Origin of the sequence: Variovorax paradoxus, assembly GCF_009498455.1 — a bacterium.
Classification (GTDB): domain Bacteria; phylum Pseudomonadota; class Gammaproteobacteria; order Burkholderiales; family Burkholderiaceae_C; genus Variovorax; species Variovorax paradoxus_H.
On the sequence record NZ_CP045644.1, the window covers coordinates 4039839 to 4052684 of the forward strand.

Consider the following 12846-nt stretch of genomic DNA (forward strand, 5'->3'; position numbering starts at 1 on the left):
CCCCCATGGATGTACCCCATGCCGTTGACCGATGCCGCATGCCGCAACGCCTCCTGTCCGCCTGACCGAAAGCAGGCCCGCTACGCCGACGCGGGTGGCCTTTATCTGGAAGTCTCGGCCTCGGGTTCTCGCCGATGGTTCTGGAAGTTCAGGATCGAGGGAGTCGAGAAGAAATTCGCCCTGGGCTCCTATCCCGACGTGAGCCTTGCGGCGGCGCGAAAGGCGCGTGACGCCGCCAAAGCCCAGAAGGCTTCCGGAATCAATCCCATACAGGCGCGACAGGTCGTCAAGCTCAAGGCGGCCGTGAACACCGGCGATACCTTTCGAGAGACGGCGCTCGAGTGGTTCGACAAGCACCATGAGCGCTGGAGCGGCCACTACGCCACGCGCGAGAAACGCAACTTGGAAAAGGACCTGTTTCCGTATTTCGCTGATCGTCGCGTCAGCGAAATCGAGGCCATCGAGTTGTTGGCGGCCCTGCGCCGTGTCGAGGAGCGTGGCGCTCTCGACGTGGCCGGCCGCGTGCTGATGACGGCACGCGCGGTGTGGCGCTACGCGGTGGCGACTGCGCGGGCGCCGCGAGACATCACGGCGGATCTGAAAGGGGCACTCACGCCCCACAAGAAACGTCACTTCGCGGCGATCACCGATCCGGCCCAACTGGGGACTCTGATACGCGTCATCCGGGGTTACCAAGGCGGAGTCATCGTGCGTACGGCTCTTCAACTGGCGCCCATGCTTTTTCAACGCCAGAACGAACTTCGAGCGGCGGCCTGGGCCGAGATCGATCTCGACGAGGCGCTCTGGACTGTGCCCGCTGCGCGGATGAAGCGGCGCATCGATGGCAAGCAACATGGTGATCCGCACTTGGTGCCTCTGCCCAGGCAGGCTGTGGAGTTGCTGCGCAAGCTGCATCCCATTACGGGCCACAGCACGCTGGTCTTCCCGGGCGAGCGTAGTCATGAGCGGCCGATCTCGGACAACACTCTGCGTGCAGCGCTTTTGACCCTGGGGTACGGCCCGACCGTGCAGACGGTTCATGGCTTCCGGGCGACAGCCCGAACCCTGCTGGCCGAAACGCTGGAGATCGACCCACTGGTGATCGAAGCCCAGTTGGCGCACGCCGTCAAGGATGCCAATGGGCGCGCCTACAACCGTACGCAGTACCTCAAGCAGCGCACCCTGATGCTCCAGCGGTGGGCGGATTATCTGGACGTGCTGGCGACCAAGGCGGGTTCCCCAGCGGTTGCGTTGAAAGCGGTCGCATGAGGGCGGTCCCCGTCGGGTGTCGATCTCGAGCCTGGTCGCATGGCGGCCGGCTTTCCCGCGCGGGTGGATGGTCCGCGCATCGCGATGATCGAAATCAGTGACTGGGACACGCACAGCGGACAGCATGCACGATTCGCCGCGCAACTGCGCGGACTCGACAGCCTCATCGGCGCGCTGCGCGATGGCATTGGGGGCAACGTGGACGCAAAGGTGGTGCTGGTCGCGACCGAGTTCGGCCGCGGTCGCGGCGAATGGCACCGGTGGCACCCGATCACGGAACGGGCTCTGCCGCGATGCTGGTCGGCGGATAGGTAGGGGGGCGCATCCTCAGCGATTGGCCCGGTCTCGCCCCAGCGGACCTCTACGAGGGGCGGGATCTCAAGCCGACCTTGGCGCTCGACACGCTCATCGCTTCGCTTTGCGCGGACGCGTTCAAATTGGATGCGCAGCGCACGGCGCGGGTGCTATTCCCGGGTGCGGGAAGCGCGAGGGCGAGCTGCCCAAACTGCTTCGCTCGTGAGCTTGGTAGGCAGTGGGCCCGATCGCAGTTGGCGCGCTACGACAATGTCTGCTTTGGCCCGAGGCAGAAGGTTGCTCCGTTGCGAGAGGGAATTGCTCAGCGTGAAAAGTCCGCCACGACCTTGCCGATGCGAGGGCCGATGCGATTGCCCTCGATGGCTGCGGGGATATCGTTGAAACCCACGATTTCGCTGAACTTCGGGACGAGCGAACCCTCGGCGATTTCCGCCACAAGTCGTGCGAGAAGGACCGCATCAGCCTTGTTCACGAACCACAGTCCGCGATGGCCGACGGGTGTGCGTGCAAGGATGTCAGGCGCTGCCGCACTGACGATGGCGCCGTCCGGGGCCAGCACACCCCACGAGCGGTCCAGCCCCTCGCCGCCGACATAGTCGAGCACCAGGTCGATGTCCTGCGCGACCGACTCGAAGTGTTCACGCCGGTAGTCGATGACGTGGTCCGCGCCCAAGCTGCGCACGTAGTCCAGGTGTGCGGCCGATGCGGTGGCGAAGACTTCGGCACCCGCTTGCTTGGCATACTGCACCGCATAGCCGCCCAGCCCCCCCGCAGCACCGTGAATCAGGATGCGCTGACCTGCAGCAATCGGCCCTGCCTGGTGCAGGCTCTGCCAGGCGGCCACAGCTGCCACCGGGATGCCAGCCGCCTGCACATCGTCCAGGTCCTCCGGCGTATGCACCAGGTTCCCCTCTGCAACCGGAACGAATTCTGCATAAGCACCGAGCCGGCCTAGTGGACCCATGACGCGATCGCCGATCTTGAAGCGCGAAGCCCCTGGTCCGACTGCCTCGACGGTGCCTGCCAGTTCAATGCCCAACACGGCGGGCAATTGCATGGGAAAAGCCTTCTGGACGAGGCCTTCGCGGAACTTCCAGTCGATGCCGTTCACGCCGGCCGCGCCAACGCGGACCAGCACTTGGCCATCACCGGCGGCGGGTTTCGCGATCTCGGCGACCTCGGCGGCTGAAGCACCGCCATAAGCCCGGACCAGAACGGCGCGTTGAGTGGTTGTCATGTGAGGTTTCTCCTATTCAGGTTGCTATAACCCGGGACACCCAGGGGGACGATGGTGGGTTGGCCCCGGCGCGCGCTTCAGGCCGCTGCGCCGCCCAGGCTGGCGTAGTCGGTGTAGCCCTTCGCGTCACCGCCGTAGTAGGTCGCGTGGTCCGGTGAGTTCATCGGTGCGTGGGTCTGGAGGCGTTCGACGAAGTCGGGGTTGGCCAGCACCATCTGTCCGTAGGCTTCCAGTTCGGCGAAGCCCGACGCCAGGTCGGTGCCGATCTGTTCGCGTGCGCGCGACGGGCGGTTCACGATGAGCGTGCCATTCCAGAGCTTGCGGATGTCTGTCACCAGGGCTTCGTCGCCTGCGTGCATCACATGCACGTAGGCCAGGCCCAGCTTCGCGAGTTCGGTGATCAGATGGCGGTACAGGGCCGGCGCTTCGGAGCCCTCGTCGATGCCCCCGAGCTTGGCGCCGGGAGACAAACGAATGGCGGTCCGGTCCGCACCGATTTCTTCTGCGATCGCCGTGGCCACCTCGATCGCGAAGCGGGCGCGGTTCTCGACGGAGCCTCCGTACAGATCGGTGCGGGTGTTGGCGCTCGGGGCGAAGAACTGCTGGATGAGATAGCCATTCGCGCCGTGGATCTCGACCCCGTCGGCACCGGCTTCGATGGCCCGGCGCGCGGCCAGGCGAAAGTCCGCCACCGTCTGGCGAATCTCGTCGGTGGTCAGCGCACGGGGCTCGGGAATGGGCTGCATCCCGGTCATGGTGAACATCGGCGCGCCGGGGGCGATGGCCGAGGGGGCGACCGGCTGCCGGTGATGCGGCGTGTTGTCGGGATGGGACATGCGCCCGGCATGCATGAGCTGGATGAAGAGGCGCGAACCCTTGTCGTGCACGGCCTGCGTGATGGCCTTCCAGCCAGCGACCTGGGCATCGGTGTAGATGCCGGGGGTGCAGAGATAGCCCTGGCCGTCGTCGGAAGGTTGCGTGCCCTCGGAGACGATCAGGCCGACGGTGGCGCGCTGCGCGTAGTAGGTGACGGCCAGCGCCTTGGGCGTGCCATCGAATTCGGCGCGCGAGCGGGTCATCGGTGCCATCACGAGGCGGTTCGAGAGGGTGTAGCGGCCGACTTTGACGGGGTTGAAGAGTTGTTTCATGGCGATTTCGGATGAGGTTGAGAAAGTGCTCAGACCGTCTGAGCTGGCTTGAACGCGTGCGTCGCGCTGAAGAAGAGGCTCATCTTCAATTAATCCATCCATGAGATAAAGATGGTTTCATGAGATTAATTGGTCCAAAATTGGCGCAATGAGCACGGAATACCTGAACGACATGGCCCTCTTCGTGGAGGTCGTGAAAGCCAAGAGCTTTCGAGGGGCGGCCGACGTGACGGGGGTGCCCAACTCGACCTTGTCGCGCCGCATCGGGGCGCTGGAAAAGGTGATCGGCTTGCGCCTGCTGCATCGCACGACGCGCAGGATCGAGCTGACCGAGGCGGGGCAGGTCTACTACGAGCGGTGCCGACGCATCGTCGAGGAGGCGCGCATCGCGCATGAGCAGCTGGGCGAGATGCTGGCGCAACCCACCGGCGTGCTGCGTGCGTCGTTGCCGGTGGACTTCGCCACCATCTACCTGGCACCGCTGATTGCGGAGTTCGCGCGCCGCTATCCGGGCATCGCATTCGACCTGGACCTCAGCCCACGCAATGTGGACCTCGTGGCCGAGCCCTTCGACGTCGCCATCCGCATGGGCGAGCAACCCAGTTCGACGCTGATCGCGCGTCTGCTGGCGCGGCTGACGCCCCACCTCTATGCGTCGCCGCGCTACCTGAAGATGGCAGGCGAACCGCGCGATCCCGCCGAGCTGCAGCAGCACGAATGCCTTGGCTTTCCGAAGTCCGGCCCCTGGGTGCTGCACAACGACGAGGCAACGGCCGAGGTGCGTATCGGCCAGCGCTTCACCGTCACCAGCGTCGGCATGTATCGCAGTCTCGCGGTGCACGACCAGGGGATCGCGTTGCTGGCTGAAGGCGTGGCCGCCGACGACCTGGCCCACGGGCGTCTGCGTCGCATCCTGCCGGACTGGCATGGAGAGCCGGTGCCGGTGTACGCGCTGACTGAAACCCGGCTGCTGCCGGCCAAGACGCTGCGGTTCATCGAGCTCCTGCAGGAGCGGTTGGCGCAGCCACGCGCCGATGCGATCAGTTGAGGTATCTGTCGGATGGCGCCGGTGCATTGCCGCGTGGCGCGTCCTTGCACGCGAAGCTGCTGGCCTTGGTTGCATCTCCGCCCTGGTACGTGGGCAGTTTGGGGTACACGCAGATGGGTCTTTGCGTCGCGATCTGCCCGCTGGGCGTGTACGACGTGCCAATGATCTCTTCCGGCGCCTTCTGCTTCTCCACCCACTCGGTCATCTGGATCAGGATGTCTCCTTTCGCGCTCGAAGGGACGACGGCGGAATAGGGTTGACCGAACTCGGTGCCCCCGTTGCCACCGTCCAGGCCGCTGCAGTGGCCCATGCCGGGCACGAGGTAGTAGCGGAAGTGTTCCTGCGTTGCAGCGAGATTGCCGCCTTGTGCCTTGACGACGCGTTCGTAGTAGTTGAGCGCATCGTGGTAGGGCGCGCCGGGGTCTTGAAGGCCGGAGTACATGAGCAACTTTCCGCCTCTGGCCTTGAACGCACTCAGATCGGGACTGTTCGCATTGACGAGGGGCGCGAGCCGATCGTCGACCGTGTCGACGTCGTGATCGAAGTCGAAGGCCTTGTAGTCGAAGCCTTTGCCGAAGACCCAGTAGAACTGATAGAACTGCGCCGCTGGCCACCACGACGCGGCCTGCTCGACGGGACCGTAAAGGAGCCCCTCGGCCCCGAACGGAAGACCGCCGTAGATTTGTTCCCCTGTTCTCGGATTGGTGGGGCCCGCATAGGCTTTCTTCAACGCAGTGAGCTGAGGGTCCGTGAGGCAGTCATCGCCGTTGCCGGTGGTGCAGCGAGGCAAGGTGTCGGGATCGAAGTTGCACTGTCGCGGGTCGGTCAGGAACGTGTCGGTGGGCGCGCCGCCGTCCTTGCCAACGCATGCCGCGATTGATTTGCTCATCACCATCTTCGCCTTCCCCGGCGTCAGCGTCGCACCGGGCTCGTTGAACGCTTTGTGGTGCCAGATGAACGACATGTGCAGGTGGGTGCGGTTGTTGCCCGGTGCCCCCACGATCAGGCCGTCATAGTCGTTGGGATAGCGCTGCGCGTTGGTCAGGGCTTGCTGTCCACCGGTCGAGCAGCCTTGAAAGTACGAGTACTTCGGCGGCGCGTTGTAGTACGCGTTGACGATGGCCTTGCCCGCCACGGTCATCTCGCGGGTGGCGCGGTTTCCGAAGTCGACCCACTGCTCCGGATGCCCCTCCCTGGTGGTGATGTCGCGGGCCGTGCCCAGGTCGGTGTTGGCCACCGCGAAGCCGCGGATCAGTCCTTCCCTCAACCCCGTGTAGTAGGTAATGGCTCCGGCCGGGCCGCCATTTCCGGTGCCCAGAAAGCGACCGTTCCAGTTGGTTTTCGGCAGCCACACTTCCACACCGACGTTCGAGTCAGGGCTCGGTTTCATGGTCACGGTGACTCGGCAGAAATCGGGCAGACCGGTCAGGGGCGAAGGTTCGCCTGGCGCGATGTTGGGGGGCGTGTAGTCGCCAGCCACCACCGATTGGGCGCCGGTGACCGTGCCGCCGCTGAGTGCCGTTCCCGTCAATGATTCACAGGGATCTTCTGATGGGGCGGGTGGTTGTGGTTGTGCAGCAGCGACTGGGGGCAGGGCGCTGTAGGAACCGCCGTTGCCTCCGCCGCAGGCTGCGAGGGTGGCTGCCACAGCCATCCCGGCAATGCCTCGCCCCACCGTGAGGGTGAGGCTGCTTTTTTCGATGTGTTTCATCACTGCGTCTCCTGGTAAATGCCGCCAACGGCGACCAATTTTTTTGGGCGTGCGCATGCCCTGGGCCCCATGAGGGGGCCGAGCAGCGTGGGTGTTGGGTGGTGGAAGCGAAGGGCTTGTCCGCAGCCCTCTGTCTCAGATCAAGCCGGGCAGCCCACACGAATGGCCGCCGTCCACGGGCAGGCAGACGCCGGTGATGAAGCGCGCTTCGTCCGATGCGAGAAAGACGGCGGCGTTGGCGATGTCCCAAGGCGAGCCGCATCGCTTCATCGGCACGGCGTTGCTCCTGGCGAGCTTCATTTCTTCCAAGGTCTTGTACTGGCCGGCGATCTGCTTGTAGACGAGCGGCGTGTCGATGACGCCGGGCATGATCACGTTCGCGCGAATGCCCTTGTCGGCGTACTGCAAGGCGATCGCAACGGTCGCGTGGTTCACCGCCGCCTTGGAGGCGTAGTAGCCGAAGTACGAGTACCCGCTCCACCGGATGGCCGACAAGGACGAGATGTTCACGATCGAACCGCTGCCCTGTGCGAGGAAGTGCGGAAGCACGGCGCGAACCGTTCGATGCAGTGAGCCGACATTCAGATCCATGCTCCGCTGGAACATGGCATCGTCGGTTTCCAAAGGCCCGCCCGGGATGACGACCCCCACGTTGTTGTGGAGGATGTCGATCCGGCCGAACGCCTCGATGGTCGTCTGGATGGCGAGATCGACCGACGCGGTGTCGGTGACGTCCGCGGTCAGCGCCAGCGCCTTGCCGCCTTCGCTTCGAATGACCTGTGCCGCATCTTCGGCGGCTTCCGGGATGCGGTCGATGGCCACCACCGTCGCACCTTCGCGGGCGTAGGCCACGGCTGCAGCCTTTCCGTTGCTCCATTCCCCCGCAGGGCCGCCGGCCCCGAAAACGACGGCAACCTTGCCGTTCAGACGATCAGTCATGTTCAATCCTTCAGAAAGCCAATGGAAAGCCAGGGGAAAACGGCGACCAGAACCAGGCCGAGGAACAGGGCAAGCATGTAGCCCCAGATCGGCCGGATGCCCTCGTCGGGGTCCACATTCCCGATCGCGCATGCGGAGTAGTAGCCCACGCCGAACGGTGGCGCAAAGAGCCCGAGGCCCATGCTCAACACGACCACCATGGCGTAGTGAACTTCGTGGATGCCCAGTGCGCGCGCAATGGGAAACAGCAGCGGTCCGAACAGCACGATCGCAGGAATGCCCTCGAGCACGCTGCCCAGGACGATGAAGGCGAGGATGGAAACCACCATGAAGGTGTTCTTCCCGCCCGGGAGTCCCTTCATGAACTCGGCCAGCTCTCTGGAGAAGCCTGACTGGGTCAATGCCCATGCCATCGCAGACGCGGCGCCGATGATGAGAAGAATCGCACCCGAAAGAATGACTGTCTCCACCAGCATCGGGCCGAGCCGCCGCCAGTCGAACTGGCGATACAACGCCAGGCCCACGAAGATCGAATAGAGGATGCCGATGGTCGAAACCTCGGTGGCCGTCGCCACGCCTTCGACCACCGCGGCGCGAATCACGAAGGGAAGGGCGATGGCGGGTGCGGCGACAAGCGATAGCTTCAGGACGTCCTTCTTCGATGCGCGCGCCACGCCCGAAAGATCTTCCTTGCGATAGCGGTAGCCCACGACGACGCACAGAAAAATCCCGAGAACCAGCGCCGGCACCAGGCCCCCGGTGAAGAGCGCCGCGATCGATACGCTCGCGACCGAGCCGACAGTGATGAGCACGATCGACGGCGGCACGGTCTCGGTCTGTGCTCCGGTCGCGGAAAGCAGTGCGACCAACTCGCCCGGTTTGGCGCCGCGCTTGATCATTTCAGGGAACAAGGCCGGCGCGATGGCGGCCATGTCCGCCGCCTTCGAACCCGAGATGCCGGAGACCAGATACATCGCGCCGACCAGCACGTACGACAGGCCGCCGCGAATGTGCCCGAGCAGGCTGGCGAGGCACTGGATCATGGCCCGCGCCATGCCCGTCATCTCCAGAAGCTGCCCCAGGAAAATGAAGGTGGGCACGGCGAGCAGCATGAGGTGCGACATGCCCTCGTCCATTCGCCCGACCAGCGTCAGCATCGGAACGCGCGTCGTCAGCGCGAGATAGCCGAAGGTCGCCAGTGCGAAGGCAAAGGCGATCGGAACCCCCGCGAACACGGCAACCGACACCACGCCGACGAAGAAGATCACCAGGTTGATGTAGCCCGCGCCTTTCAGGTTCGAGCCGAACAGCCAGAACACGAGCACCGCGAGGCCGACCAGGGCGATCGCCGCCACGGCCTGCTTGTCCTTGACGATCTCGATCAGCCGGAAGAGGCTGAAGCAGATCATCAGCGCAACGCCCAGCGGGATCGCGGACGCGCGCCAGGCATTGGAGATTTCGAGCGCGGACGAGGTGACGAACGCTTCTTCGCTCGCATAGTGATACGCCGGACCCAGAACCAGAAGAAGGAAGGCCAGGCCTGTCGCCAGCGAAAGCGATGCGAAGAAGCTGCTCCATCGCTCGCCCAGCATCGACACCAACGCCGTCATGCGCATGTGCGAGGCCTGCTGCGTCGCAAGCGACGCACCCAGCATGGCGAGCCACAGGAACAGGATGGAACACAGCTCGTCCGACCAGGTGATCGGCACGTGAAAGACGTAGCGCGACACCACGCCGGTAAACAGCAGCGCAATGATGGCCGTGAGCAGCAGCGCGCTGACCGTGGCAACCAGGCGGAACAGGGCGCGCTCGGCCAGCTGCAAGGGCCCCTCCACCACGGCCGTGGGCACAGTCGTAATCGCCTTCATGACGTTCACGCTCAGAGCGCCCCGACGGCGGCTTCAAGTTGCGCCCAGCCGGCCGCGGGGAACTTGCCTTGCCACTCCTTGTAGAAGCCCGCAGCCCGGAGCTTGTCCTGGAACTCGGAGGGCTTGGGCGTCGTGAACTGCAGGCCCTTTTTCGTCAGGTCTTCGCGCAGGCTTGTGTTGAGCTTCACCAGGTCTTCGCGCTCGGCCATGGCGCCTGCGTTCAGGTGCTTGGTCAGCACGGCCTGAACATCCTTGGGCAGGGCATCGAAGGCTGCGCGATTGCCGAGCAGCCAGAAGCCATCCCACATGTGGTTGGTCAACGCGCAGAACTTCTGCACCTCATAGAGCTTGAACGTCGACAGAACGGCCAGCGGGTTTTCCTGCGCGTCCACGATCCGGGTCTGCAACGACGAGTACAGCTCGTTGGCGTTGATGGTGGTCGGCGCCGCACCCAGGGCCTTGAACAGAGACGTCCACATGGCGGAGGGCGGCACGCGGATCTTGACGCCCTGCAGATCCGCCGGGCCGTTCACGGGCCGCGTGGCGGTGGTGATCTGCCTGAAGCCGTTGTCCCAGATCTTTTCGAAGGCAAAGATGGATCTGCTCTTTGCGATCTCGCCGCGGATGAATGCGCCGAGGCCGCCGTCCATGGCCTTCCAGACCGTGTCGTAGTCCTTGAATGCGAATCCCAATCCGCTGATGGCCGAGTTCGGCACGAAGGTCGAAAGGATGACGCCAGACAGCATGAAGAAATCGACCGCGCCCGATCGCACCTGGCCCAGCACATCCGATTGGGAGCCGAGCTGGTCGGCGGGGAATACCTGCAGGTCGAAGCGCCCCTTGGTGTCGGCCTTGATGCGCTCCGCCGCCTCCGTCAGGCGCAGGTGCAACGGGTGCGTGGCCGGCGTTGTGTGCGCGATGCGGTAGGTGAATTCAGCAGCGTTCGCCTGGCGCATCAGCGCCAGCCCTGAAGACGCGACGCATGCCGCAGAAATGCCCTTTACGAAATTCCGACGATCGATCATGGATGTCTCCAATTTGTAGGTCCAATATATGGACCATTGATAAAACAATTGCGATCCAAATTAGAGCCTCGTACACTTCGACGGTCAATGCGATAGATTGAATCTAATCGATGCATGCAGGGTAAATACGGTCCGACATTTGGACCATCAATGAAAATCAAAGGTCCAATATATGGACCTTTACTTGGAGACAAGCCAAGCCATGACTGACAACAAAGACCGGGGCGATGCCGAACGCGGTGCGGCCTCCGCAAGCCAGACGCTCGACCGGGCGATCCATCTGGTGCGGCTGATTTCGGCGGCGCGCGGCACGGGGCTGGCGCTGTCAGACCTCGTGCGTCTGGCGGGCCTGACGAAGCCCACCACGCGACGTTTGCTCGTCTCGTTGATCGACAACGGCATGGTCGAGCAGGACCTAGAAAGCCGTCGCTACCACCTGGGTCCCGAGACCTATGCCTTCGGCGTCATCGCGGCAGAGCGCTTCGGCATTCACCGGCTCGCGGCGGACAGCCTGATCCGGCTGGCGGCCCTCTCGGGCGATGCCGCCTTGCTGAGCGTCCAGCACGGCACGGAGTGGGTGTGCCTCTCGCGCGAGGAGGGCTCCTTTCCTCTGCGTTCGCACGTTCTTCAGCCCGGCGACCGCCACCCGGTCGGCGCAGGTGCCGCAGGGCTCGCATTGATCGCGGGGCTGAGCGACGAAGACATCGCCGGGATGCTCGCCGTGAATGCGGACCGCCTGGTTGCGGACTATCCCGGCCATCCGCTGGACGCGCTGCGCCGCCAGATTGCCGAGACCCAGGCCAACGGCTACGCGCTCAATTCAGGCTATGTCATCAAGGGCTCGTGGGGGATCGCGGTGGCGTTTCGCGACCCGCGAAGCCATACCCATGCGGCACTCACCATCGCCGGCGTCGAAAGCCGATTCACCGGCGGTCGCGTCGAAGAGCTGGCGGCCCTGCTGATCAACGAAAAGACCTTGCTTGAGCAGCGCCTCGGCGGCGCCGCCCACCCATCCTGAGTCCGGGCGACCACCCGGACCGGTTCATCACCCGCGGTCTTCAGGCCGCAGCCATCCCGTTATTGAAGGAGTCAATTTTCATGACCAAGCGCGCAGTGATCGTGGGTTGGGCCCACACCCCTTTCGGCAAACTCGATGATCCCGATGTCGAGTCCCTGATTGCCCGTGTGTCGGGTGCGGCCCTGGCGCATGCCCAGGTCGACCCGGAAGATGTCGACGCCGTCACCGTCGGCGTCTTCAACAACGGACTCACGCCGCAAGGCTTCGAAGGCGGGCTCGTGTCCCTTGGCGTTCCCGGCTTGCGCTTCACGCCTTCGACCCATCTCGAGAATGCATGCGCGACCGGTTCCGCCGCGATCTACAGCGCACTGGACTTCATCGAGAGCGGACGCGGCCGCATCGCGCTCGCCATCGGCGCCGAAAAAATGACGGCCGTGCCGTCGCGGATGATCCCCGACATTCTCTTGAGCGGTTGCTATCGGCGCGAAGAAGAAAGCCCGGAAGGTTTCGCCGGCATCTTCGGCCAGATCGCCTCTGCCTACTTCGAACGCTACGGCAATCACAGCGAAGAGATGGCCATGATCGCGGCGAAGAACCACGCGAACGGCGTCAGCAATCCGTTCGCGCATTTCCGCAAGGACGTGGGCTTCGACTTCTGCAACAACGTGTCGGAGAAGAACCCGCTGGTCGCCGGCCCGCTGCGGCGAACGGATTGCTCGCTGGTGTCGGACGGCGCTGCGGCAGTGGTGCTTGCCGACGAGGACACCGCTGCGGCCATGGTGCGCGCGATCCGCTTTCGCGCGCGGACGCAAGTGAACGACATGATGCCGCTGTCAAGGCGCGACCCGATTGCCTTTGAAGGCGCGCGGCGTGCGTGGACCCAGGCACGCGAAATTGCCGGCGTCTCGCTCGACGACCTCAGCCTGGTGGAAACGCACGATTGCTTCACGATCGCCGAGATGCTCGAGTACGAGGCCATGGGCCTGGCCGCACCGGGTGAAGGGTGGAAGGTTGTGCGCGAAGGCATCACGCGCAAGGACGGGCGCCTGCCGGTCAATGCCTCCGGCGGCCTGAAGGCCAAGGGGCATCCGCTCGGCGCCACAGGCGTGTCGATGCATGTGATGGCGGCCATGCAACTGATGGGCGAAGCCGGCGACATGCAGATCCCCGGTGCGAAGCTCGCCGGCATCTTCAACATGGGCGGCGCCGCGGTCACCAACTACGTATCGATCCTGGAGCGCACGAAGTGACTGCCACGGCGCCAACGA

General features: G+C 64.4%; 10 protein-coding genes and 1 pseudogene. 5 read left to right on the forward strand and 6 right to left on the reverse strand.

Annotation, left to right across the window (positions count from 1 at the left end; all coding sequences use genetic code 11):
• Positions 1-18 precede the first annotated feature (18 nt).
• Positions 19-1269 (forward strand): tyrosine-type recombinase/integrase, encoded by a 1251-nt coding sequence (locus GFK26_RS18665; RefSeq protein ID WP_153283281.1) that lies wholly within the window; start codon positions 19-21, stop codon positions 1267-1269.
• 6 nt (positions 1270-1275) lie between these two features.
• A pseudogene (locus GFK26_RS18670) lies at positions 1276-1760 on the forward strand (DUF1501 domain-containing protein); the annotation flags it as partial.
• 125 nt (positions 1761-1885) lie between these two features.
• Here the strand turns inward: GFK26_RS18670 and GFK26_RS18675 are convergent.
• Both GFK26_RS18675 and GFK26_RS18680 read right to left on the reverse strand, forming a co-directional pair.
• Positions 1886-2821: an NADP-dependent oxidoreductase gene (locus GFK26_RS18675; RefSeq protein WP_153283282.1), complete on the reverse strand. Its 936-nt coding sequence runs from the start codon at positions 2819-2821 to the stop codon at positions 1886-1888.
• A 77-nt stretch (positions 2822-2898) separates the two neighbouring features.
• Positions 2899-3969: an alkene reductase gene (locus GFK26_RS18680; RefSeq protein WP_153283283.1), complete on the reverse strand. Its 1071-nt coding sequence runs from the start codon at positions 3967-3969 to the stop codon at positions 2899-2901.
• 148 nt (positions 3970-4117) lie between these two features.
• Here GFK26_RS18680 and GFK26_RS18685 point away from each other — a divergent pair, with 148 nt between their 5' ends.
• Positions 4118-5017 (forward strand): LysR family transcriptional regulator, encoded by a 900-nt coding sequence (locus tag GFK26_RS18685; protein WP_153283284.1) that lies wholly within the window; start codon positions 4118-4120, stop codon positions 5015-5017.
• Here the strand turns inward: GFK26_RS18685 and GFK26_RS18690 are convergent.
• The 4 genes from GFK26_RS18690 to GFK26_RS18705 all read right to left on the reverse strand — a co-directional run bounded on the left by GFK26_RS18690 (position 5010) and on the right by GFK26_RS18705 (position 10608).
• Positions 5010-6728, reverse strand: coding sequence for a tannase/feruloyl esterase family alpha/beta hydrolase (locus GFK26_RS18690; protein WP_228121683.1), 1719 nt, complete (start codon positions 6726-6728; stop codon positions 5010-5012). The genes GFK26_RS18685 and GFK26_RS18690 overlap by 8 nt on opposite strands.
• A gap of 135 nt (positions 6729-6863) precedes the next feature.
• Complete coding sequence (locus tag GFK26_RS18695) at positions 6864-7667, reverse strand: SDR family NAD(P)-dependent oxidoreductase (RefSeq protein WP_153283285.1); 804 nt, start codon at positions 7665-7667, stop codon at positions 6864-6866.
• Between the two features lie 2 nt (positions 7668-7669).
• Positions 7670-9535, reverse strand: a complete 1866-nt coding sequence (locus tag GFK26_RS18700; RefSeq protein WP_153286008.1) for a TRAP transporter large permease subunit — start codon at positions 9533-9535, stop codon at positions 7670-7672.
• 11 nt (positions 9536-9546) lie between these two features.
• Positions 9547-10608, reverse strand: coding sequence for a TRAP transporter substrate-binding protein (locus GFK26_RS18705; RefSeq protein WP_228121684.1), 1062 nt, complete (start codon positions 10606-10608; stop codon positions 9547-9549).
• Positions 10609-10762: 154 nt separating this feature from the next.
• Between GFK26_RS18705 and GFK26_RS18710 the strand changes: the two genes are divergently transcribed.
• Positions 10763-11578, forward strand: coding sequence for an IclR family transcriptional regulator (locus tag GFK26_RS18710; protein ID WP_194273906.1), 816 nt, complete (start codon positions 10763-10765; stop codon positions 11576-11578).
• An 80-nt stretch (positions 11579-11658) separates the two neighbouring features.
• Positions 11659-12828, forward strand: coding sequence for an acetyl-CoA acetyltransferase (locus tag GFK26_RS18715; protein ID WP_153283287.1), 1170 nt, complete (start codon positions 11659-11661; stop codon positions 12826-12828).
• Positions 12829-12846: the final 18 nt, after the last annotated feature.